The following is a 22818-nucleotide window of genomic DNA, read 5'->3' as shown; positions in this document are numbered from 1 at the left end:
CATGCCGACTCTCCACCTGACCGCCGAGGAGAACGCGATGCTCGGCGGTCGGGAAGGAGCGGGTGTCGCGCTCGCGATGCGGGTGATCGCGGGTCAGGCGCGGATCTCGGACGCGCCGCGGCTCGTCGAGATCACCTCCGCGCACGTCGACTCGTGCCTGTACCACGGCCAGGTCAGCCTCGACTTCGTGCACCGCCTCGCCGAGCTGGGCGCGCGCGTCCGGGTGCCGACCACGCTGAACGTCGGCTCGACGGACCTCGTGCACCCGTCGCTGGTGCGCGACCGTGAGCTCGCCGCGGCGGGGCAGGAGCTGATGACGGCGTACGCCGGTCTCGGTTGTACGCCGACGTTCACTTGTGCGCCGTACCAGCTCCCGGGCCGGCCGGGGCTCGGCGAGCATGTCGCGTGGGCGGAGTCGAACGCGATCGTGTTCGCGAACTCGGTGCTCGGCGCCCGGACGGACCGGTACGGCGACTTCCTCGACATCTGCGCGGCGATCACCGGACGGGCGCCGTACGCCGGGTTGCAGACGCCCGAGGCGCGGCGCGGGACCGTGGTCTTCGACTGCCGGCCGCTCGGTTCGTTCCTGCACAGCGAGTTGGCGTATCCGTTGCTCGGGCATCACATCGGGTCGGTCGTCGGGGACGGGATCCCTGTGCTGGTAGGGATTCCGCGCGAGGTGAGCGAGGACGAGCTGAAGGCGTTCGGCGCGGCCGCGGCGTCGGCCGGGGGAGTGGCGCTGTTCCACGCGGTCGGCGTCACACCGGAGGCGCCGTCGTCGGTCCACGGGCTGCCGGTGCGGGTGGTGGACCTCGAGACGCTGCAGCGGGTGCGCCGCGCGTTGTCGTCGTCCGCGTCGCAACTCGATGCGATCAGCGTCGGTACGCCACATGCGTCGTACGACGAATGTGTCCGGCTGGCCGAGCTCCTCGCGGGGCCGCCGGTGAGGTTGCCGTTCTACCTGTCGACAGCGCGCGCGACGCGGGATCGCCTGGCGGACAACGGCGTACTGCGGGTCCTGGAAGCCGCGGGCATCACGGTTGTCGTCGACACGTGCACGTACGTGACCGCGATCCTCTCGCCCACGTGGAAACACGTGATGACCAACTCCGGCAAATGGGCGCACTACGCACCCGGCAACATCAACGTCACCGCGGTCCTCGGCACCCTCGAGGAATGCGTAGCCTCCGCCCGCGCCGGACGAGTGGTCCTCGACGCATGATCCTCCACGGCCGCACCCTGCACCCCGGAACCGCCACCGGTACGCCGATCCGTCTGACGGCGCCGCTGTCCTTCTGGGGCGGCACCGACAGCGAAGGCCGGATCGTCGACGCGCACCACCCGCAGTGCGGCGCGCTCCTCACCGGCCGCATCCTGCTGATGGAGTCCGGCCGCGGCTCCAGCTCCACCTCCAGCGTCCTCGCCGAACAGATCCGCGCCCACACGGCCCCCGCCGCGATCATCCTGTCCCGCCCCGACCCGATCATCCCCCTCGGCGCCCTCATCGCCGCCGAGCTCTACAACCTCCACCTCCCGATCGTCGTCGCGCCGTACGACGCCCTCCCGGAAGCCACCCTGCTGCACGTGGAAGCTACCCCGACCCACGCAACCATCACATGGTCTACATTCACGCCGTGAACCCACGGGGCCTGATCTGGACCTGCGCAGTCGCAGTCCTCCTCCTGTCCGGCTGCACGCCGAACAACACGATGACCGACGCCGACGCGGCCGCTGCCTCGGAGGCCGCGAAGGCGCGTGCCGGTGTGCCGACTGAGTCCAGTACGTCGGGGAGCGACTCGACGGCACCGGCCTCCGCACCGCCGCAGCCCGCCGCACTCGCGCGCAACCCGATCTACCGGGTCGGGAAACTGCCGGCGGCGGGGTGCGTGGAGCCGCCGTACGAGGCGACCTCCCTGGCGAACGTGCGAGCCTACTTCACGCAGTACCTCGGCTGCCTGAACAAGGCCTGGGCACCGGCGATCCGGAAGGCGGGCTTCACGTTCACACCGCCGAAGCTCGTGGTCGTGCTCGGCCAGTCGCCGTCGTCCCCCTGCGACGTCGACGACGGGCGGGACTACTACTGCGGCGGGACGATCTACATGGATGCCGCGACGCACATCCAGCTCAGCCGCGAGGACCCCGAGGAGGCACGGGCCTGGATGGCGCTGGAGATCGGGCACGAGTACGGGCACCACGTCCAGGCACTCACCGGCATGTTGACCGCGCTGTACAACCGCCGGCTCACGCTGAACGGCGTCGACGCACATCTCGAGGACAACCGACGGATGGAGTTGCAGGCGTCCTGCTTCAGCGGCGTCTACATCGGTGCCGACCGCAAGCACTTCCCGGTGACCCCCGAGTGGCTCGATGTCTGGAGCGTGGTCATCCGGAACACGATCGACTCCCAGCATGACCACGGCAAGGGCGAGAACCACGGCCACTGGACGACCGCCGGGCTGGACGCCGCCGACCCGGGCGCCTGCAACACCTACCCCGTCGCCTCGTCACTCGTCAGCTGACGCATCAGTACGGCGGTGACGGCGAAGAGAGCCGCGCACGCGGTGAGGGCGAGGGAGACCGTGGTCAGCCGGGCGATCGCGGAGATGACGGCGCCGCAGGTGATTTCGCCCAGGTATTCGAGTTGGGCTAGGAAAGCGTGCGTGGTGGCGCGGATGTCTGGGGTTGTGCGGGTGTTGAGCCAGATCGTGCTGATCACGCGGGTTAGGGGTGTGACGATGCCGTTCAGCAGGACGACTGCTGCCGCGCCGAGCGCCGGATCGCGGGCGAAGGCGAGCAGCAGCATGCTGAGCACTCCCGCGAGAGCGGCCAGCGCGTAGTCCGTGGCGGTGTGGGAGCCGTTGATCCGTTGCGTGACCAGCCGTAGTACGACGGCGCCGACGAGCAGGCCGAGTACGCCGAGTGCGGTGAACCAGACGATCGGGTCCGGTGCTGTCGGCAGGCCGAGGTCGAGGAGTTGCTTCGGGGTGAGCCGCCCGGCGGCGTCCGAGGCGCCGTTCACGAGGAACGTCGCCGCGAAGATCAGCAGGATCGCGCGACTGCGCCGTACCAGCGTGACGCCGCGGCGGAACGTGCTCCAGGACGCCGACCAGCGCGCGGACCGGGTCGGCACGAAGTTGTGCTCGGTGAAGCGGAACGCGACGTAGAGCGCGAGGGACAGCATCGCGGCGCCTGCGACCACGATCGTGACATCGCGCCGGGTCGCCCAGGCCAGTCCGCCGAGGACGACGAGCCCGGTCGCGGCACCGGTCAGCTGGGCCCGGGCGGCGCGCGCGAGCACGAGATTGATCTCGCCGGGCCGGTCCAGTTCGTCGGTGATCAGCGCGACGTCCGAGCCGCTCGCGAAGGTCCACGAGACGCCCCACAACACCTGCGTGGCCAGCAGTGCGGGGAACGACTCGACGAGCCCGGTCGCGATCATCGCCGTACCCATCAGCACCTGGGAGAGCACCAGCGACCACTTGCGGCTGATGGTGTCGGCGACGACGCCGGCCGGTACCTCGAAGACGAGTGCGAACGCGCTCTGCACGGACCCGACGAGGACGAGCTCGGCGGGGGAGAGACCGGCGTCGACGACCAGATAGACGCTGGTCACCAGCCACCAGCCGTTGTGCAGCACCGCCCGCAGCCGCGTCCATCGGATGAAGACGTCGACCATGCGAGCACCCTCGTCCGCCGCAGCACCTCGGAGCCACCGATTTAGCCGGCACCTTCACCGACACACACGCCGTGTGAGTTGCTTCATATTCTTCGCAACTATTAGCAAGTTGCGATAATTTGAAAGAGTGCCAGGGATCACAGTGGAAAACGAATGACCGTTCTTGATCTTGGCGTGGCCCGGGGCGCAGGGTGGGAATTCAGAGAACGAGCGTTCGGTTTGAGCTGGGGGTCGGCATGGCGCAGGTGACTCTGGAGCGAGTGGGACAACCGGTGCTGCCCGAACTCGGGCGGCCTCGGGGCGGGGTCCGGCGGATCGTCCGGGAGATCGCGTTGCTGGCCGTGCTGTTCGGCGTCTACAACCTCGGGCGGTTCCTGTCGGCCGACCACGCGGGTTCGGCGTACCGGCACGCCGACGAGCTGATCCGCTGGGAAGCCTGGCTCGGGTTGCCGAGCGAGGCGTCGATCCAGCGCCGCGCGCTCGCGGTCGACGGCGTCGCCCAGGCGGCGAACGTGTTCTACGCGGGCGTGCACTTCCCGCTGACCGCGATCGTCCTGCTGTGGTTGATGATCCGCCGCCCGGCCGGGTACGGCGCGGCGCGCTGGGCGCTGGCCTCCCTGACCGGGCTGGCGTTGATCGGTCACATGTTCTTCCCGCTCGCCCCGCCGCGGATGATGCCGGGCTGGGTCGACACGGGCGTCCTGCTCGGCCAGTCGGTCTACGGACCGAGCACGGACTCGGGGATCGCGAACCAGTTCGCCGCGATGCCGAGCCTGCACGTCGGCTGGGCGTTCATGGTCGCGGTGTTTCTGATCCGGGCGACCAGCTCACGGTGGCGCTGGCTGTGGATCGCGCATCCGGTACTGACCTTCGCGGTCGTCGTGGTGACCGCGAACCACTACTGGCTGGACGGGTTGGTCGCGATCGCGCTCGCCGTCCCGCTGCTCCTGATCTTCGACAACTCCGCGTCGGCGCGGACGAGGTACGGCGCGCGGTCCAGCACCAGCCGGGCGGTCGCCGCGCCGATGTCGAACCACAACCCGATCAGCTCGAGCCGTCCTTCGGTCTCCGCCCTGCGCACGGACGGGAAGCTGCGCAGGTTCTCCAGCTGTACGGCGACGTTCGCGACCGACAGCTTGTCCGCCGCGGACAACGGCACCCCGGTCGCCGGATCCACGATGTCCGGCAGCGCGAGCGCCCGCCGGACCGACGGCTCCAGATGCCGCAGCCAGTTCTCCAGCCCGGACCCTTCCGGTACGTCGGCGGCGAGCGCTGCCGCCGCGGCGCCGCAGGACGAGTGACCGCAGACCACGATCGACCGCACGCCCAGAACATCGACGGCGTACTCGATCGCGGCGTCGACCGAGCTGCTGTTCGATCCCTTCGGCGGCACGAGATTCCCGATGTTCCGCACGCAGAACTGGTCACCCGGCCCGCTGGTGGTGATCATCGTGGGCACGATCCGCGAGTCCGCACAGGTGATGAACAGGTGCGCCGGCTGCTGGCCCTCGGCCGCGAGCTTCGCCAGCAGCGCGCGCAGCGGGGCCTCGTCGGACCCGGCGCGACACACCTCGACCGAACCGCCGCGCGCGACGTGCCCGCGCCGCCAGTCCTCGATCGCCTCCTGGGCCGCATGGTCGAGGTGGTCCACCGTTAGCTCTACGCGGACCGCCGCTCCGGCCGGGATCGAGCGCAACGTCCGGACCAGCGACGCGACGCCGAGGAACACCAGGGCGCCACGGATCCGTACGACCCACACGCCGTCCACCTCGGTCGCAGTCACGGTGGCTCGCGCGAGGCGATACAGCACCCGGAGCAGCGCGAGCACCAGACCGAGCAGGACCCCTTCGGCCAGCCCCAGTACGCCGACGCCGAGCGCGGTCACGACGTACACGAGCAACTCGTCGTGCCGGCGTAGCGTGCGGATGTGGGCGAGTTGGACGAGCCGGAGCCCGGTGACGAGCAGTACGCCGGCCAGCGCGGCCATCGGGATGAGTTCGAGCATCGACCCCGCCGCGAGCACGAAGGCCGCGATCCACAGGCCGTGCATGATCGCCGAGGCGCGGGTGCGCGCCCCGGCCGCGACGTTGGTGGACGAGCGCACGATCACGCCGGTGACGGGCATGCCGCCGAGCGCACCGGAGACCGCGTTGGCCGCGCCCTGACCGATCAGCTCGCGATCGAGGTTGCTCCGCGGTCCGCGATGAAGCTTGTCGACGGCAACGGCCGACAACAGCGACTCGACACTGGCGACCAGGGCGATCGTCAGTACGGCGGTGGCGATCTCGAGCGGGGTGCCGTCGGGCATCGCCGGCAGGATCAGGCTCCGCAGCGGATCGTCCGGGAGGTCGACGCGCGCGACGTCCGGCATGGCGACGGCGGCAAGCGCGGTGACCGCGACGACGGCAACGAGAGGCGCCGGAATCGCCTTGGCCTTGGGGATTCTGGGCCATGCCAGGACGACGGCGACCGTCAGTACGCCGGCCGCGACCGAGTGGCCGTGGTGTGCGACGAGCTGCGCGGGCAGCGCCGTGATGTTGGCGATCAGCGAGCTCTGCGCCGTACCGCCGAGCACCACGTGCAACTGCTGGACGGCGATCGTGATGCCGATCCCGGCGAGCATGCCGTGCACCACGGCCGGCGAGAGCGACAACGCCCAGCGGCCGATCCGGGTGACGCCGAGCACGATCTGCAGCAGCCCGGCGGCGCAGGTGATGGCGGCCGTCGCGGCCCAGCCGAACTGCTGGACGAGCTCCGCGACGATCACCGTCAGGCCCGCGGCCGGCCCGCTGACCTGGAGGGTGGAGCCGCCGAGGGCGCCGGCGACGACGCCGCCGATCACGGCGGCCACCAGGCCGGCGATCAGCGGGGCGCCGGAGGCGGCGGCGATCCCGAGCGAGAGCGGGATCGCGATCAGGAACACGACCAGCGAGGCCGGCAGGTCGTGGTGGAGAATGGGCTTCCAGGACAGGCGTTCGCCGGAAGTCGGTGGGGAATGGGAAGTGGTCGGCACGGGTCCTCCGGCGTCGGTGCTCAAGGCAATGACATGGGCATCAGGCGTCGAAACTAAGAGTGTCGATCTGGTTACCCATCGTACTGACCGAATCAAGGCCGGAACAGCGACAACTGCGAAATCGTTGCCCGGCACATCGATGACGAGGAGAAGTGAGTGGACCTGCAACTCTCGGGCAAGACCGCGGTGGTCACCGGTGCCAGCAAGGGCATCGGGCTCGCGTGTGTCGAGGCGCTGGCGCGGGAGGGCGCCGAGGTGACCGGCATCTCCCGGGACACCGGCAACCTGGTGAAGGCCCAGGAGGCGCTGGCGGCCAAGGAGCTCGGCTTCCGGGCGGAGGCGGTCGACCTCACCGACCCCGAGGCGACCAGGGCGGCGTTCGAGCGGATCGGCGTACCGGACATCCTGATCAACTGTGCGGGCGCGGCCCGGCGGACGCCGGTCGACGAGCTGGACAGTACGGCGCTGCACGCGGCGATGGACGCTAAGTACTTCACGTACATGCACGCGACCGAAGCCGTCATCCGCGGCATGGCGGAGCGCGGCAGCGGAGCGGTGGTGAACATCGTCGGCCAGGGCGGCCGCGCGGCGAACCCGTTGCACATCGGCGGTGGCGCGGCGAACGCGGCGCTGATGCTCGCGTCGGTCGGGTACGCGAAGGCCTACGCGGGCCAGGGCGTGCGGGTGAACGTGATCAACCCGGGCATGACCCGCACCGGCCGCGTCGACGAAGGGCTCGAGGCCGCGGTCCGGGCGACCGGCCGGCCGAAGGACGAACTGCTGGCGGAGATGACCAGGGAGATCCCGATGGGCCGCGCCGGCGAACCGTACGAGGTCGCGAACGTCGCGGTCTTCCTGGCCTCCCCGCTGGCGAGCTACGTGACCGCTTCGATCATCACGATGGACGGCGCGACGACCGCGGGCATCTGATGCTGACCATCGGCGAGCTCGCGTCCCGCTTCGGTCTCGCACGCGCTCGAGTGCGAGGCGCCGGACTTCACCGAGTGTTCACATTTCCATCGGTTGGTCGCTGAGCTGGGTTCGAGAACGGGGTGACCGGCCGCTCCTGCGGTACGCCGTCGATGGTGATGTCGACGTTCTCGTCGAAGAACGCGACGTGGCCGGCGATGGGGAGCAGGGGCGCGGTGGGGAAGTCGTAGGACCAGGCGAGGTCGGGGACGTCCGGGAGCGACCAGTACGCCGAGGTGCGGCCCTTGTACGGGCAGGCGGTGATCTTGTCGGTCGGTGTCAGGTGCTCGAAGTTCACGGCTGTGCGGGGGAAGTAGTACCGCGGCGGTAGCCCGGTCTCGAACACGATGACCGTCGCGTCCGACTCGGCGAGGACCTGGTCGTTCGCGGCCACCTGAATCCGCCGGGTCGACTTCACCGCGTCCACGCGGGCGTACGGGTTCCGCGGATGGACGAAGACTTCCTCGTCTTCTTCGTACCAGCTGTCCAGCGCGTCCCACTGGAACCGGACGCGGTCCTTTGCGACGCCCTCGTCGTACATCCAGGCGTGCCCGGATCCCGCGGTGTGCACGCGCGCCACACCGTGCGCGAACTCCTTCGTCTCGCCGGTGTCGGCCAGCACCCCGTCGGCGACGTCCGCGAGCGGGACGTAGTACTGCGGGTACGGCGGGAACTCCCACAGGTAGATCGCGTCCGTCGTGTCGAGGACGACGCGGCCGTCGAGCATCGCACGGATCCGCCGCGGCACCGGCGCGGTACCACCGGGCGGAACCAGAACTTCCGGGTAGGCGCTCATGCTCCCAGTAAACCCTTTGCCGGGGCGGCCCGAAGCGGCAGCATGAGAGGTTCAGGGGGTGCGAGCCGAGGGAGGGGCTGTGGACGAGTTGAACGGGCGGTCGGCACGTGAGGTCCTGGACGACCATCTGAACATCGCGAACGACTGGGTGGGCGGCACGTTCGAGGAGATCCTCGCCGAGGATCTGCGGCGGAACGTGGCCGAGGACATCGTGATCCTGATCAACCGGGGGACGTTCCGCGGGCACGAGGGGGTGCGGGAGCTCGCGTTCATGCTCGCCGACGAACTGCCGGAGCATGCGGCGTTCGAGTACACGTACGTGGCCGCCGAGGGCAACATCGGGTTCCTGGAGTGGACGTATCAGGACTCGAAGGTGCAGGTCCGCGACGGTGCCGACTCGTACGTGATCGAGGGCGGCAAGATCGTTGCGCAGACCATCCACTACACCGTCGAGCCGCGGTGAAGCGGGGCCGGCCCTGGTGGTGCCGGCCCCGCGGCTCGCAGGCGACTAGACGGTGATCCAGTCGATGTCGGCGATGTAGCCGTTCGGGTTGCTGACCTGGATCGAGTTGCTGCCCGCGGTCAGCTTCATCGGGAGGTAGGTGACCTGCGGCGTACCCCAGTCGTTGTCGCCGAGGCCGTGGTAGTTCACCCAGTAGCTGTCACGGCCGTTGACGGTCAGCATGCTCTGCCGGCTCGTGTCGCCGTCGGTGTAGGCGATCTTCACCAGGTACGTGCCGGTCTTCGGCACGGTGATGCCGTTCAGCGTGACCGTCGATGAGTACCCGATGTTGCCGATCTTCGCGCCGCCCGAACACAGCCGGCAGTCGGCCACGCTCGCATCCCCGGTCCGCGTGCTGGTCGGCGCCTCCGCCTCGTACCGCACCGGTCCGCCGGCGCCTGAGGTGTGGAGCGTCGCCGCCGCGCTCGCGTCCGACGTACGGCCGCCCTTCACACCCTTGACCGTGAAGGCGTACTGCGTCTGCGGCAGCAGCCCGGTGACCACGGCGCCCGGCTTCGTGCTGCTCGCCACCTGCTTGCCGTTGGCAAACACCTGGTACGACGTCGCGCCCGCGCTCGGCCGCCACGTCAGGGAGACCGTCGTACGGCTGACGTCCGTCGCGGTCACGTCGGCGGGGATGCTCACCGGCTCGTACCGGTTCGGGGTGACCTTGTACAGCTTCGACCCGTGGGCGGGCAGCTGCGCGCTGACCGCGCCGGACACGTTGCGGGTGTTCTGGTTCGCCCAGATGTCGCGGACGGTCGCGGTGCCGCCGATGCCGAGCTGGTCGAAGCGACCCGTCACGGTCGCGGGCGAGTCGGCCAGGTTGAACAGCGCGACCGTCGTACTGCCGTCGGCGTTCTGCGCGTACCAGACCTGCTGCAGCTGGTCCTGGTTCAGCGGGCGGGCCGGGTTGCCGGACTGGTTGATCGCGATGACCTCGCGGTTCGTCAGCAGCTTCAGGCCGTACGCGTCCAGCTTGGTCAGGTCGTCACCGGCGAACAGCGGCGCGGAGTTGATCGCCCAGAACGTCATGTACGACTGGCGTTCGGCGTCGGTCAGGCCGTCCATCGCGCCGACACCGACGTTGACCGCGTCGAGGTTGTTCCAGTGCCCCGGGCCGGCGTCGTCGATCCACTGCGGCAGGTCCCACCAGCGGGACCTCACCGAGCTGTTCCAGGTGACGATCGTGTCGCAGTAGCACTCGACGTCGGTGTCGATCCGCCAGCCGTTGGAGTTCTGCTTCCACACGTCGGCGTACCGGTGGCTGAGCGACCAGGACAGCGTGTACATCATCGGGCGGCCGGAGTTCTGTACGGCGCGCCACCAGGCCTCGACGTCCTCGGTGTTGTTGTGGTTCGGGTCGTCGGGCGCGCCCTTCCAGGAGCCCGGGCCGACGCCGTCCATCTTGATGAAGTCCACACCCCAGTCAGCAAAGAGTCTGGCGATCGAGTCGGCGTACTTCTGCGCGCACGGGCTCGCGTAGTTGATCTTGTACGCCGAGTCCCAGCCGTTCGTCTTGCGCAGATCGGGGTACACGATGTCGCGGGTGAAGCAGCCCGGGGCGTCGTAGATCGGGGTGGTGCCGTCGCGGTACACGTCGGTGCCGAGCCCGACGACCGTGTAGATGCCGAACTTCAGCCCGAGCTTGTGCAGGTCGTCGCCCACGGCTTTCATGCCGCGCGGGAACCGTTTCAGGTTCGCGACCGGGCGGCCGTACTCGTCGCCGCCGTCCTGCCAGCCGGCGTCGATGTTGAGGTACTCGTACCCGTACGGCTTCAGCTTGGTGGCGAGGGCGTTGGCCTGGGTGAGGATGTTCTTCTCGTTGATGAAGCTGCCGGGACCGTCGGGGTTGACGCCCGGGTAGTTGGTGGACTGCAGGCTCCAGCTGCTCCAGCCCATGTAGGGCTTGGCGGCGACCTGCGGGTAGGCGGGCGGGACCGGCGCACTCTGGACTGCGTCGGCCGGGACAGCGTTGACAGCGGTCACGGCTGCCGTCGACACCAGGGCGGCGGCGGCCAGGACGGCTGCGGTACGGCGTCTCAAGGACATGTGAAGGTCCTCCGGGGGAGGAAGGAGCGGACCTCGCCGAGCCTAGGACGGTTTAATTTACGAGGTCAAGTATTCGGCGCTGCTGACTTCCTGTGACAGGACTGCCATGGAACCTTCATCAACTTCGCTCCGCCGGGCGGTCGTCGTACCAGGGGAGAGGCCGGCTCGTGAGGGCGCCGGCCGCCGGGAAGAGGGGGTTGTTCATCGTGAAGGCAAGGAGAATCGGGCGGACGGCGATCGCCGCGTCCGGACTGGTCGCACTGGTCGCAGCCGGCGGTGTCAGCAGTGTTGGCAGTGTCGGCAGCGCAGCGTCGGCGGCAGTGTCACGGACGCCGGTCAAGTTGGTTGCCGGAAGCATCGATGTGACGTTGGACAGTGTCGAGGACTACGGCGTCGACCTCGATCTCGGTACCCACGTAGTGGCCGGCAATGCACCGATCGAGGTCCGCGCGACGCGCGCGTCGTACAGCTCGCCGGTCGTCGCGACGCAGTACGTGCGGGGCAAACCGGGCCGGACGTTGCCGAAGGGAACGGTCGCGGACTTCTCCGGGCTCGGGAAGTTCCTGCATGTCACGCTGACCGATGCCGCGGGCAAGAAGGTGCTCGACCGGGACCAGACGCTGTGCCTGAACGGCGAGGGGTCGCGGACCCGGCCGGACGCTCCGGCCACCTCGCCGTACCCGGACGGTTGTACTGCGAACCCGTTCACGCAGGGCGCCGTGTGGGGACTGCAGAGCGGGTGGTCGACGCGGACGTTCGCCGGCGGCGATCCGGTGAAGCTTGCTGTCGGCAAGTACAAGGCGACGGTCACGGTGAACAAGGCGTACCGCGACTTCTTCGGGATCGCGGCCAAGGATGCCGCGGTGAGCCTGAATGTCACGGTGCGGAAAGCGGAGGGCGCGAGCGGCAGTGCCCTGAAGGCGCGCTCGGCAGCGCTGACGCCGAACGCGAGCCGTCCGACCGGCAAGCCGAGCGTGCCGAAGGGCCCGAAGCCTGATCTGCGGCCGGTGCCGGCGTGGGGGATCGTGGTCGCGCCAGGTGAGGAGGGGACGCCGGACGCGGGCAAGGACTTCCTGCAGTTCTCGGCGACCGTGTGGAACGCGGGCCCGTCGCCGCTGGTGCTGGACGGTTTCCGTCGCCAGGGCAAGGGCCTGATGGACGCGTACCAGTACTTCTACGACGAGAAGGGCAAGCAGGTCGGGTACCAGAACACCGGCACGCTCGAGTGGGACGCTCGCGACGGCCACCACCACTGGCACTTCACGGACTTCGCCCGCTACAGCCTGCTGAACGTGAAGCAGACCGAGGTCGTACGCAGCCAGAAGGAGGCGTTCTGCCTGGCCGCCACGGACGTCATCGACTACACGGTGAAGAACGCGAACTGGCACCCGGACAACACCGATCTGCACACGGCCTGCGGCGATCAGGGTTCGCTGTCGGTGCGTGAGGTCCTGGACGTCGGGTCCGGTGACACCTACGCGCAGTCGCTGCCCGGCCAGTCCTTCGACATCACGAACCTGGCGAACGGCACGTACTACATCGAGGTGACCGCGAACCCGGAGCGCCGCCTGTACGAGGCGAGCACGAAGAACAACGTGGCGCTGCGTCAGGTGGTCCTCGGCGGCACCAAGCACCACCGCACCGTCAAGGTGCTCCCGGTCGGCGTCATCACCGCTCCCTGATGACGCCCCGCCGGCCCGCCCGCCGGCAGTTCGCGCCCCCGGCCCCGATCCAGCCGGGGGCGCGAGCCTTTTCACCACGGTTCAGGCTCTTGACCGCCGCCGGGCCGCTGGCTACCTTCGATCCACCGGTGCGGGAAATCGATTTCTCCCGCCTGTTCCGCGCCGGTTCCAGGAGGTTGTCATGCGAAAGCCGGCGATGGTGATTGCTTTAGCCCTCGGAGGTGGTGCCATGGTCCCCGCCAGTGCCGCGAGCACCGCGCTGCCGCCGGAGAGCACGTTCTTCTCGACCGTCGGGATCGACGCGGGCGCGACCGTCGGCGCCCCGGCGATCGGCGACGACAAGGACCACGGCGACCTGTGGCCGAACTGCTGGGCGGACGACGACCACGTGTACGCGGCGTACGGCGACGGCATCGGGTTCGGGTCCAGTCCGAGCGACATCGGCGTCACCCGGATCTCCGGGCTGCCCGGCAACCTGACCGGCACGCAGCTCGCCCAGGGCGACCAGCTCGGCAAGGTGTGGACGCCGAACCACACCCGCAAGCCGACCGGGATGGCCTGCGTCGGCGGCGCGCTGTACCTCGCCGTCCAAGACCTCGCGTTCGACTTCGACGACGCGCCGGCCGCGACGATCGCCAAGTCCACGGACAAGGGCCGGACGTGGTCGTTCAACACCAGTGCGCCGATGTTCGGCGGCTCGAAGTTCACCACGATCTTCTTCCTCGACTACGGCAAGAACTACGTCAACTCACCCGACGGCTACGTGTACGCCTATGGGCTGGACAACAACTGGCGCGACTCGTTCTCGAACCGCGTGCCCGATCCCGTCGACCTCTGGCTCGCGCGGATGCCCGCCACCGGCATCCAGGATCGTTCCGCCTGGCGGTTCTACGCCGGCTCCGACGCGAACGGCGTACCGCAGTGGACCGCGGACATCAACGCGCGGCTCGCCGTACTGCACGACGACCGGCACATCTACACCGACGTCGGTACGGCGGGACGCGTGCGGAACCTGACCGCGCTCAGCCAGGGCGGCGTCGTGTTCAACAAGCCGCTGAACCGGTACATCTACACCTCGTGGACGGAGTACACCTTCGAGTTCTACGAGTCGCCGACGCCGTGGGGGCCGTGGAAGCACTTCACCCCGAAGGACTTCGGCGGGTACCCGTGGACGCATGCCAAGCACGGCGGGTACGCGACCACGATCCCGTCGAAGTACATCAGTGCCGACGGCAAGAACATGTGGCTGCAGTCGAACGTCTGCCCGTGCGGCGGCGGGGTGACGGACCGGTGGGCGTACACGTTCTCGCTGCGCCGGATGTCGCTCACGCCGTCGGTGCCGACGACGCCGGACAACGCGCTCGACGGTGCGCGGAACCTGGCGCGTGAACCCGGCACGGTCCCGATCGAGCGGGCGACGCACTTCGGGACGGCCGGCTACAACGACGGCGTCCGCGCGCAGAACGAGGACGACTGGAACGACGAACGCAAACCGCTCAGCTGGTGGGGCTACACCTGGCCGCGCGCGTACAACCTGAACAAGGTCGTGTACACGACCGGCACGATGTTCGGCGACGGCGGCTGGTTCGCGACGGCGCCCAAGGTCCAGGTGCGGCGCAACGGCGTGTGGACCGACGTGACCGGGCAGTCGGCGATCCCGGCGTACCCGACGAGCTCGGCCGCGGGGACGAACAAGACGTACGTCTTCAGCTTCGACACGGTGTCGGGCGACGGCGTCCGGATCATCGGTGCGCCGGGAGGTACGCAGACCTTTACGTCGATCGGCGAGCTCGAGGCCTACTACGGCTCCGCCGTGACCGACCCGAGCTTCGAAGCGCAGCCGGGCGCCGCCGTCGGGGCGCCGTGGGAGACCGAAGGGCCGGGGACGAAGGGGATCGACCGCGATCGCGGCTGGGCGCAGCTGGGGCGGAACAACGGCTGGATCAACGCGTCCGACACGAGCTGGAACGCGTTCAAGCAGACCGTCCCGGTGAAGCCGAACACGAACTACCGGCTGACCGGCTGGGTCGAGGGCTCGGGCAACTTCACCGGCGGGTACTTCGGGGTGCGGGCGGGCAGTGCGCCGTACGCCGAGGTGAACTACACCGCGCCGCCCGGCTACAAGCAACTCACGGTCGACTTCAACTCCGGCGCCAACACAACACTGACCGCCTTCGCCGGCTACTGGGGCGTCGACGCGGCAACCTGGCTCCGCCTGGACAACATCTCACTGGTCCCACGCTGATACCTGGGACAGGGCCGGTGTGGAAGGCAGCCGCCCGGCCCTGCCCCAGGAGTTCAGTGGTGTTGCGGACGGCGGCGGGTGCGAGCGGGGCGGAGGTGGGAGTCCATGCGGGCGTGTTGCCGACGACCTAGGTTGAAGGGACGGGAGGTACGGGGGAGCGGCGTGCTCTTCGGGGCCGACAGCTGGATCTCGGACTGCTGCAGGTTCAGCCGGATCGGGACCTGGTGCCACGGGGACCGGGTCCGGACCAGCACCAGCCGGAACTGCCCGTCCCGGCGCAGCCGCAGCCCGATCGCGACCGTCGCGACGGCCGGTACGAGCCCCGCGATCAGCAGCGCCCACCGCGCGCCGAGGTTCTGCGCGAGGAACCCGACCAGCGGCCCGCCGATGGCACCACCCCCGATGAAGACCAGGTTGTAGATCCCGGACACCCGGCCGCGAAGCCCGTCCGGAGTGGTCAGCTGGACCATCGACTGGGCCGCGGTCAGGAACATCAGCGTCGCCATCCCCATCGCCGCCAGCACCGGCATGAACGTCCACAGCGACGGCTGGATCGCGGCCAGCACCTGGCTGACGGTCAGCAGGCACGCGATGCCGATCAGGTTCCGCAGCCGGGACGGCCGCACGCGGCGGGCCGAGAGGAGCGCGCCGGCCAGGGCGCCGAACGCGACGACCGAGTTCAGGACGCCGTACCCCGAGGCGCCGGTGTGGAAGACCCGGTCAGCGAACGCGGTCAGCGTCACCGGCAGGCTGATGCAGAACATGCCGTAGATCCCGACGAGCGCGATCGCCCACCGGACGGCCGGCTCGGCGAGGGCATACCGTACGCCGTCCCGCAGCCCGTCCCGGATCCGCATCCCCGCGCTCGCCTTGCGCGCCGCGTGGAACCCGGGCATCTCGCTCTCGCGCATCCGCAGCAGCGCGCTGATCGACGCGAAGAACGTGATGCCGTTCAGCGCGAACGCCCAGCCGGCGCCGATCGTGCCGAGCAGTACGCCGCCCAGCGCCGGGCCGATCAGGCTGCCGAGCTGGAACGTCGACGACACCATGCTGATCGCGTTCCGGACCGTGTCGCGGGGGACGAGCTCGGTGACGAACGACTGCCGGGTCGGGTTGTCGACGGCGGTCGCCAGGCCGAGGACGAGGGCCATCGAGTAGACGTGCCAGACCTGGACGCTGCCGGTGAACGCGGTCACCGCGAGCAGGCCGGCGCAGGTGCCCATCGTGATCTGGGTGACGAGCAGGATCTTCCGCTTCGGGAAGCGGTCCGCGATCACCCCGCCGTACAGACCGAGCAGCAGGGTGGGGAGGAACTGCAGGGCGGTCGTGATGCCGACCGCGGTGGCGCTGCCGGTGAGCGTGAGCACCAGCCAGTCCTGGGCGATGCGCTGGATCCAGCCGCCGGTCGAACTGACCAGCAGTCCGCTGACCAGGAGGCGGAAGTTCCGGACCCGCAGCGCGCTGAAGGTGTCCTTGAAGCCCGGGCGCTGCTCCCGGAGCTTGGTCGAGTCGGTGGTGCGGTGGTGATGGAAGTCGGTGGACGGGACAGTACCGGTGGCCCGGGTGGTCAAGAGCGATCCCTACGCGAGTGGACTGGTCAGGGGAGGACCCCTCTATCCTCAGGGCTCGGGGCTGGATTCCCCCAGCGAATTACTCCTATTAGTCTTATTGCGTGACGTAATGGGAGGTGCATCGATGTACGACCCGGACCAGCTCCGCACGTTCCTCGCGGTGGCGCAGTCCCTGAGCTTCACCCAGGCGGCGGAGCGGCTGGGCATCCGGCAGCCGACGGTCAGTCAACACGTGCGCAAACTCGAGACGGCGGTCGGGCGACCACTGTTCGTCCGCGACACCCGCACCGTGACGCTGACCGCCGACGGCGAGGCGATGGCCGGGTTCGCGCGGACCATCCTGGCCGCGCACGAGGAGGCCGCCGGGTACTTCACCGGCTCGGAGCTGCGCGGGCGGCTGCGGTTCGGCGTCACTGACGATCTGGCGCTGACCCCGCTGCCGAAGATCCTGCGCGACTTCCGCCAGTTGTATCCGCGCATCGACCTCGAGCTGACCGTGGCCCAGAGCCCCAATCTGCTCCGGCGCGTCGAGTCCGGTCACCTCGACCTCGCGTACGTGAAGCACGGAGCCGGCACCGGGTACGACCCGAACGGCCGGCTGGTCCGCCGGGACCCGCTCGTCTGGGCCGGCATCGCGGGCACCCGGATCGCGCCCGACGGGCCGGTGCCACTGGTCACCTACCAGGCGCCGTCGCTGAGCCGGTCGCTCGGTGTGCAGTCGCTGGAGCAGGCCGGGCGGACCTGCCGGATCACCTGCATCGTCCGCGGCGTGAACGGCGTACTCGCCGCGGTGCGGGCCGGGCTCGGGATCGCGATCTTCGCCCGCTCGCTGATGCCCGCCGACCTGGTCGAGCCGCCGCCGAGCGCCGGGCTCCCCGAGTTGCCGCCCATCGACCTTGTCCTGATCACGAATCCGCGCGCCGCGAAGGAGCCCGCGGAGGCGCTCACGGCCGCCATCCTCGGGAGCAACGCGCCGCTGAAGCCCGACGCGGGCTAGGGTCCGGATCTCCAGGCCATCACAATGTCCCGCCGCCGACGGGTCCGCGCGGGCGGCGCCGCGTCGGCGGCGATTGTGATGGCCTGGCGATCGGCGCTACGTCAGCGCGTCGCCGCGGAGCGCGAGCGCGATGATGCTGACCGCGGCGATCGCGATCGTCACCAGGAACGGCGCCTCGCGCCACAGCAGGATGACGGCCAGCAGTACCGCGACGACCGCGAGCGCGATCCAGCCGATCACGCCGATCGGGCCTGCCGGCGCGATTACCAGCAGCCCGGTCGCCGCCGCCAGCGGCAGCGGCGCGAGCAGCCGGGCGTAGGACCCGAGCCGCTGCGGCCAGCCGCGCACGCCGGTCGCCAGGTCGTCCGCCAGATCGGGGACGACGTTTGCGAGGTGGGCACCGATCCCCAGAAGGGCGCCCGCCGCGGTCGCCCACCACGGCGCCCACACGTCGGCGGTGCCGAGCGTCACGAACGAGGGCAGGCCGCCGAACGCGACGGCGTACGGGAGCCAGGAGACCGCGGTCGATTTCAGGCCCAGGTTGTACGCCCAGGCGCAGGCGACGAACAGCAGGTGCATCAGCCCGGACGCGATGCCGTTGGCGAGGGAGACCGGAACGGTGACGACCAGCATGACGCCCGCGCCCACCGCGAGTGTCCGGCGACTCACCAGTCCACGCACCACGGGCTTGTCCCGCCGGTTCACAATGGTGTCGCGGGCGGCATCTATCGCGTCATTGCTCCAGCCGATCGAGAGGTGGCCGGTGAGGATCGTTGCTGCGACGAGGAGACACCCGGCCGGAGCACGCCCGGCCGACCACGCGACAGCCGTGACCAGGGCGGTGACGGCGACCGTCGGGCCCGGATGGCAGGCGAGCGCCAGACCCTTGACGGTCCGCAGTGCTCTGGCTGCTCTCACCGACGTAACGATGCCACGATGACGCGGATCGCAGCGGTCCGGCCCGCGCTCCCGCCGTACCGTTATCCGCAGTCCGAGCTGACCGACGCCTTCGCCGCGATCTGCCTGCCGGACGGCAGTGGTACGGCGTTGCTGCGCCGGATCCACGCCAACGCGGGCGTGTCGCACCGGCACCTCGCGCTGCCGCTTGAGCAGTACGCGGGGCTGAAGGACTTCGGGGCGGCGAACGACGCGTGGATCGCGGCGGCGGTGGATCTCGGGGCCGAGGCGGTAGCCGGCGCGGTGAAGGACGCGGGGCTGACGTTGGCCGATGTCGACGTACTGATGTTCACCACGGTCACCGGTGTCGCCGCGCCGTCGATCGATGCCCGGGTGGCGGCGCGGCTGGGGTTGCGGGAGGACGTGAAGCGGCTGCCGCTGTTCGGGTTGGGGTGTGTCGGGGGAGCGGCCGGGATCGCGCGGCTGCACGACTACCTGAGCGCTTGGCCGTCGCATGTCGCTGTTCTGCTGTCGGTGGAGTTGTGCTCGTTGACGTTGCAGCGGGACGACTCCTCGCTGCCGAACCTCGTTGGCGGGGCGTTGTTCGGGGACGGCGCCGCGGCGGTGGTGCTGACCGGGTCGGAGCATCCACTGGCGTCGGGGCCGTCGGTGGTGGCGACGCGCAGCCGGTTGTACCCGGACTCGGAGCGGGTGATGGGGTGGGACGTCGGGTCGGGCGGGTTCCGGATCGTGCTCGGGGCAGACGTACCGGACGTCGTACGGACCTATCTCGGTGACGATGTGCGCGAGTTTCTGGGCGCGGCCGGGTTGACGGTGCCGGAGATCGGGACCTGGGTGAGTCATCCGGGCGGGCCGAAGGTGCTCGAGGCGGTCGCGGAGACGCTCTCGTTGCGGCCGGGTGCGCTGGACCTGACCTGGAAGTCGCTCGATGCGGTCGGCAACCTGTCGTCGTCCTCGGTGCTGCACGTGCTCGGTGACACCCTGCGGTTGGATCCTGCTCCGGAGGGCCCTGGATTGTTGCTGGCGATGGGTCCTGGTTTCTGTTCCGAGCTCGTGTTGCTGGAGTGGTGATGTACGGCTGGTACCTGGGACTCGTGCTGCTCGTTGCCGCGGAACGCGTGGCCGAGCTGATGGTGTCGCTGCGCAACGCGCGGTGGAGTTTCGCGCAGGGCGGTGTGGAGTCGGGGCGGGGGCACTACCCGTTCATGGTCGCGCTGCACACGCTGCTGCTGGCGGCCTGCCTGGTCGAGGCAGCGTACCGGCCGTTCGTCCCGTGGCTCGGGTGGACGATGCTCGCTGTCGTGGTGCTCGCGCAGGGGCTGCGGTGGTGGTGCATCACGGTGCTCGGGCATCAGTGGAACACGCGGGTGATCGTCGTACCAGGGCTGCGACTGGTTGCTCGTGGCCCCTATCGGTGGATCCGGCACCCGAACTACGTGGCGGTGGTCGCGGAGGGGATCGCGCTGCCGCTGGTGCACACCGCGTGGGTGACGGCGCTGGTGTTCACGGTGTTGAACATCCCGCTACTGGCGGTGCGGATCCGCTCGGAGGAGGCGGCGTTGAAGTCCGCGCTGGTGGCGTGATCGATCTCCTGGTGGCCGGCTGCGGTCCGGCCGGCGCGGCGACTGCGATCCGCGCGGCGCTGGCAGGGCTGTCGGTTGTGGTGGTCGAGCCGCGCAGCGGCCCGATCGACAAGGCCTGCGGCGAAGGCATCGCCCACAGCGCGACGTCGTACCTCACCCGCCTCGGCGTGGAACTCACGGGCCGCGAGTTCCACGGCATCCGCTACCTCGACGCCACCCACTCGGTAGACGCCCACTTCGCGGCCGGTCCCGGCCTAGGAGTACGCCGTACCACTCTCCAAACGGCCCTAGAAACCCGCCTGTCCGACCTCGGCGTTCCTGTCAAGCGCGGTCGCGTTGGTCCCATCACCCAGACCCCGGACTCCGTCACTGCCGCCGGCGTCACAGCCCGCTACCTGGCCGCAGCCGACGGCCTCCACTCACCCATCCGCCGCCAACTGGGCCTGTGCGGTGAGAGTTTTGGTGAGGTACGGCGCGGGTTGCGGCAGCACTTCTCGGTGGCGCCTTGGACGGATCTTGTGGAGGTGTACTGGTCGCGGCTGGGGGAGGCGTACGTGACGCCGGTCGCCGACGACCTCGTCGGGGTCGCGATCCTCACCTCCGAGCGCGGCACCTTCGACTCGCACCTCGACGCCTTCCCGCAACTGCAGCGCCGGCTGCAGGGGGCCGAGGCCGCGAGCGCGGTGCTGGGCGCCGGTCCGCTCCGGCAGCGCGTCCGCGCCCGCACCGCCGGGCGCGTTCTCCTCGTCGGCGACGCGGCCGGGTACGTCGACGCGCTCACCGGCGAGGGCATCGCCGTAGCCCTCCGCACCTCGGCCGAACTGGTCGACTGCATCCGCGCCGACCGCCCCCAGGACTACGAAACCGCCTGGCGCCGCGTCTCCTGGGAGTGCCGCCTGCTCACCGCATCGTTGCTCTGGGCCCGCAACCGCCCGCTGCTCGCCCCGCGCATCGTCCCGGCCGCGGCCGCGCTCCCCGGCGTCTACCGCACCATCGTGAACCGGTTGTCCTAGGCAACTTCGGGAAATACCGCAGGCCCGGCGATCGCTCAGACAATCGCCGGGCCCACGGGTGGCCCGAGCTTCCTGGTGAAAAGCTCGGACCCGCAGCCTTTCCGGCCTCCTGGTGAAAGGCCGGACCGGCTGACAAGGAAGACTCTGTCAGCCGGATGTTGCCCAACAGTTGCCGGAATATGAAGCCTTGTTACATGGGGCTGTGGCGAAGATCTCAGTGCCTCTCAGTGCTCAGTTCGTACTGCGGCAATCTGCAGCTGCAACGCCAATCGCTCCCGCGGATCCGACAGATCCAGCGCCGCGATCTCCCCGATCCTTTTCATCCGGTGCCGCAACGTGTTGGTGTGCAGATGCAACTCCCGCGCCGCCCGCTGCGGCTGGCCGGGGAAGTTCAGCCACGCCTGCAACGTCTCCACATAACCCGTGTCGTGCTCGATGTCGTGCCGCAGCAATATCGCCAGTGGACCATCCATCTTGGTGGTATCAAGCGACGTCACCGCCCGATGAACCGTCAGCACGTGCCACGCCTCTTCCACCCGCAACGCCGGTCCAGGCGCCACTCCCCGCCGTACCAGCCCCAGCAACTCGACCGCCTCCGCCCGTGAGCTCGGCAGATCCGCCGGGCCACGCGCCGGACCACCGGCCGCGGCATACGTACCGGCAGGCTGCTCGAGCACCAGCTTCTGCAACCAGCTCCACGACCCGGGCCCGTCCGCGTCCGTGACAACAGCCAGCACGGTCCCGTCGAGGTCAGCGAGCTGCGGCTCGCTCCACCCGTGCCGGCGCCCCGTCGACTCCCACAGGTCCAGCTGCTGCGGTACGTCGTACCCGTCCGGAGAGCCCAGCGCCACTACCCGCCACGGCTGCCGCGGCAGGCGTACGTCGACCGGGTTGTCGGGCGAGAACTGCCGCAGGATCGTCCGCAACCGGTCGATTGCGCTCCGCCGCGCTACGTCGGCCTGAGCACGCAGCCGCAACAGGTGCAATGCCAGCACAGAGGCGGCGTTGCTGAGCTCCGCAGTGACCGCATCACTCACCGGCCCGTCGACCACGGCCCAGATGGAGCCCAGCCACTCACCACCGGCCCGCACAGGTACGACGAGCCGCGGGCGGATGCCGTTCGGCCCGTCAGGGACCAGGAACGGCTCGCTGGAGCGCGCCAGCCGCCGGAAGATGCCCCGGGCACGGAAATGCGCGATCACCTCCGGCGGAACGCGCCGGCCGACGATGGTCGAGACACGGGTCGGGTCGGTGAAGTCCTGACCGGAGGAGTACGCCAGGACGCGCGACTGGTTGTCCTCGATGGTCACCGGCGCGTCGACGATCGCCGCGGCCGCATCTGCGAGCGCGAACAGCTCCTGGTGCACACCGGCGTCACCTGCAGCAGGGGAGTCCGGCGCGGCGGCCCTGTCGAGTACGCCGCGGAGCAGCCACACCACATGTGCCCACGTGACGCTCGGCTGCAGCGCGACCAGTGTCATGACCTCCCGCTCCGCGGCAGCGACCACCGTCGGCTCGTGCGCCAACGCAGTACGCAGAACCACTCCTGACGCGTTGCCGGCCGCGCAGCGCTCGACCAGCTCCACGGCGTCCTCTGCGTCACGGAGACCGAGCCCGAGGACCAGGTCGCCCGGCTGACCGGTCGCGGGCTCCTGCGGGTCGGCCAGGAACACGTCCCGGACCTCGCTGTCGCCCTTGCCCGGGACCACGACCTCGAACAGCGCGGGGCCGACGGCGACGATCAGGTCAGACGAGGAGATCATGCAACCCATTGTGCGGGGTTATTGTTCGATGCGCACAG

General features: G+C 69.7%; 18 protein-coding genes and 1 pseudogene. 12 read left to right on the top strand and 7 right to left on the bottom strand.

What is annotated here, in order from left to right:
• Position 1: 1 nt before the first annotated feature.
• From ABN611_RS39415 to ABN611_RS39405, 3 genes are read left to right on the top strand one after another with little or no spacing between them, the layout of a single operon-like run.
• On the top strand, positions 2-1222 hold the full coding sequence (locus ABN611_RS39415; protein ID WP_350277413.1) for an aconitase X catalytic domain-containing protein: 1221 nt from the start codon (positions 2-4) through the stop codon (positions 1220-1222).
• Positions 1219-1638 (top strand): DUF126 domain-containing protein, encoded by a 420-nt coding sequence (locus ABN611_RS39410; RefSeq protein ID WP_350277412.1) that lies wholly within the window; start codon positions 1219-1221, stop codon positions 1636-1638. Before ABN611_RS39415 ends, ABN611_RS39410 begins: the two co-directional genes overlap by 4 nt.
• Positions 1635-2519, top strand: coding sequence for a neutral zinc metallopeptidase (locus ABN611_RS39405; protein WP_350277411.1), 885 nt, complete (start codon positions 1635-1637; stop codon positions 2517-2519). The genes ABN611_RS39410 and ABN611_RS39405 overlap by 4 nt, the downstream gene beginning before the upstream one ends.
• Here the strand turns inward: ABN611_RS39405 and ABN611_RS39400 are convergent.
• Positions 2489-3676, bottom strand: coding sequence for an MFS transporter (locus ABN611_RS39400; RefSeq protein ID WP_350277410.1), 1188 nt, complete (start codon positions 3674-3676; stop codon positions 2489-2491). The genes ABN611_RS39405 and ABN611_RS39400 overlap by 31 nt on opposite strands.
• 236 nt (positions 3677-3912) lie before the next feature.
• Between ABN611_RS39400 and ABN611_RS39395 the strand changes: the two are divergent.
• A pseudogene (locus ABN611_RS39395) lies at positions 3913-4554 on the top strand (phosphatase PAP2 family protein); the annotation flags it as partial.
• 20 nt (positions 4555-4574) lie between these two features.
• Here ABN611_RS39395 and ABN611_RS39390 read toward each other — a convergent pair.
• Positions 4575-6689, bottom strand: a complete 2115-nt coding sequence (locus tag ABN611_RS39390) for a SulP family inorganic anion transporter (protein WP_350277409.1) — start codon at positions 6687-6689, stop codon at positions 4575-4577.
• Between the two features lie 156 nt (positions 6690-6845).
• Between ABN611_RS39390 and ABN611_RS39385 the strand changes: the two genes are divergently transcribed.
• Positions 6846-7619, top strand: a complete 774-nt coding sequence (locus ABN611_RS39385) for an SDR family oxidoreductase (RefSeq protein ID WP_350277408.1) — start codon at positions 6846-6848, stop codon at positions 7617-7619.
• 67 nt (positions 7620-7686) lie between these two features.
• On the opposite strand, the gene ABN611_RS39380 is transcribed toward ABN611_RS39385, so the two are convergent.
• A complete protein-coding gene (locus ABN611_RS39380; protein ID WP_350277407.1) occupies positions 7687-8454 on the bottom strand; it encodes a DUF427 domain-containing protein in 768 nt (255 codons plus the stop codon).
• A gap of 79 nt (positions 8455-8533) precedes the next feature.
• On the opposite strand from ABN611_RS39380, the gene ABN611_RS39375 reads away from it, so the two are divergent.
• Positions 8534-8917 carry a nuclear transport factor 2 family protein gene (locus tag ABN611_RS39375; protein WP_350277406.1) on the top strand — a complete coding sequence of 128 codons (384 nt, stop codon included), beginning with the start codon at positions 8534-8536 and terminating at the stop codon, positions 8915-8917.
• Between the two features lie 45 nt (positions 8918-8962).
• Here the strand turns inward: ABN611_RS39375 and ABN611_RS39370 are convergent, their stop codons facing one another.
• Entirely contained in the window at positions 8963-11008 is a 2046-nt protein-coding gene (locus ABN611_RS39370; RefSeq protein WP_350277405.1) for a fibronectin type III domain-containing protein, read from the bottom strand.
• A gap of 206 nt (positions 11009-11214) precedes the next feature.
• On the opposite strand from ABN611_RS39370, the gene ABN611_RS39365 reads away from it, so the two are divergent.
• Both ABN611_RS39365 and ABN611_RS39360 read left to right on the top strand, forming a co-directional pair.
• Positions 11215-12690, top strand: a complete 1476-nt coding sequence (locus ABN611_RS39365) for a lysyl oxidase family protein (protein WP_350277404.1) — start codon at positions 11215-11217, stop codon at positions 12688-12690.
• Between the two features lie 229 nt (positions 12691-12919).
• A complete protein-coding gene (locus ABN611_RS39360; protein WP_350277403.1) occupies positions 12920-14935 on the top strand; it encodes a hypothetical protein in 2016 nt (671 codons plus the stop codon).
• 53 nt (positions 14936-14988) lie between these two features.
• Here ABN611_RS39360 and ABN611_RS39355 read toward each other — a convergent pair whose 3' ends face one another.
• Positions 14989-16506, bottom strand: coding sequence for an MFS transporter (locus ABN611_RS39355; RefSeq protein WP_350277402.1), 1518 nt, complete (start codon positions 16504-16506; stop codon positions 14989-14991).
• 124 nt (positions 16507-16630) lie between these two features.
• Between ABN611_RS39355 and ABN611_RS39350 the strand changes: the two genes are divergently transcribed.
• Positions 16631-17503, top strand: a complete 873-nt coding sequence (locus ABN611_RS39350; RefSeq protein ID WP_350277401.1) for a LysR substrate-binding domain-containing protein — start codon at positions 16631-16633, stop codon at positions 17501-17503.
• A gap of 96 nt (positions 17504-17599) precedes the next feature.
• Here the strand turns inward: ABN611_RS39350 and ABN611_RS39345 are convergent, their stop codons facing one another.
• Positions 17600-18421: a UbiA family prenyltransferase gene (locus ABN611_RS39345; protein ID WP_350277400.1), complete on the bottom strand. Its 822-nt coding sequence runs from the start codon at positions 18419-18421 to the stop codon at positions 17600-17602.
• Positions 18422-18439: 18 nt separating this feature from the next.
• Between ABN611_RS39345 and ABN611_RS39340 the strand changes: the two genes are divergently transcribed.
• The 3 genes from ABN611_RS39340 to ABN611_RS39330 are packed head-to-tail and all read left to right on the top strand — an operon-like array spanning position 18440 to position 21017.
• A complete protein-coding gene (locus ABN611_RS39340; protein ID WP_350277399.1) occupies positions 18440-19492 on the top strand; it encodes a type III polyketide synthase in 1053 nt (350 codons plus the stop codon).
• Complete coding sequence (locus tag ABN611_RS39335) at positions 19492-20004, top strand: isoprenylcysteine carboxyl methyltransferase family protein (protein ID WP_350277398.1); 513 nt, start codon at positions 19492-19494, stop codon at positions 20002-20004. The genes ABN611_RS39340 and ABN611_RS39335 overlap by 1 nt, the downstream gene beginning before the upstream one ends.
• A complete protein-coding gene (locus ABN611_RS39330; protein ID WP_350277397.1) occupies positions 20001-21017 on the top strand; it encodes an FAD-dependent monooxygenase in 1017 nt (338 codons plus the stop codon). The genes ABN611_RS39335 and ABN611_RS39330 overlap by 4 nt, the downstream gene beginning before the upstream one ends.
• A gap of 224 nt (positions 21018-21241) precedes the next feature.
• Here ABN611_RS39330 and ABN611_RS39325 read toward each other — a convergent pair whose 3' ends face one another.
• Positions 21242-22780 (bottom strand): helix-turn-helix domain-containing protein, encoded by a 1539-nt coding sequence (locus tag ABN611_RS39325; RefSeq protein ID WP_350277396.1) that lies wholly within the window; start codon positions 22778-22780, stop codon positions 21242-21244.
• Between the last annotated feature and the right edge of the window lie 38 nt (positions 22781-22818).

The sequence above is a fragment of the Kribbella sp. HUAS MG21 genome (genome assembly GCF_040254265.1).
Classification (GTDB): domain Bacteria; phylum Actinomycetota; class Actinomycetes; order Propionibacteriales; family Kribbellaceae; genus Kribbella.
This window is presented reverse-complemented; position numbering and strand designations above follow the sequence as displayed.

Excerpts from the sequence above, each read along its gene's own strand:
- ABN611_RS39415 (WP_350277413.1), top strand. The coding sequence starts at position 2 with ATGCCGACTCTCCACCTGACCGCCGAGGAGAACGCGATGCTCGGCGGT.
- ABN611_RS39410 (WP_350277412.1), top strand. The coding sequence starts at position 1,219 with ATGATCCTCCACGGCCGCACCCTGCACCCCGGAACCGCCACCGGTACG.
- ABN611_RS39400 (WP_350277410.1), bottom strand. The coding sequence starts at position 3,676 with ATGGTCGACGTCTTCATCCGATGGACGCGGCTGCGGGCGGTGCTGCAC.
- ABN611_RS39380 (WP_350277407.1), bottom strand. The coding sequence starts at position 8,454 with ATGAGCGCCTACCCGGAAGTTCTGGTTCCGCCCGGTGGTACCGCGCCG.
- ABN611_RS39370 (WP_350277405.1), bottom strand. The coding sequence starts at position 11,008 with ATGTCCTTGAGACGCCGTACCGCAGCCGTCCTGGCCGCCGCCGCCCTG.
- ABN611_RS39360 (WP_350277403.1), top strand. The coding sequence starts at position 12,920 with ATGGTCCCCGCCAGTGCCGCGAGCACCGCGCTGCCGCCGGAGAGCACG.
- ABN611_RS39350 (WP_350277401.1), top strand. The coding sequence starts at position 16,631 with ATGTACGACCCGGACCAGCTCCGCACGTTCCTCGCGGTGGCGCAGTCC.
- ABN611_RS39340 (WP_350277399.1), top strand. The coding sequence starts at position 18,440 with ATGACGCGGATCGCAGCGGTCCGGCCCGCGCTCCCGCCGTACCGTTAT.
- ABN611_RS39335 (WP_350277398.1), top strand. The coding sequence starts at position 19,492 with ATGTACGGCTGGTACCTGGGACTCGTGCTGCTCGTTGCCGCGGAACGC.
- ABN611_RS39325 (WP_350277396.1), bottom strand. The coding sequence starts at position 22,780 with ATGATCTCCTCGTCTGACCTGATCGTCGCCGTCGGCCCCGCGCTGTTC.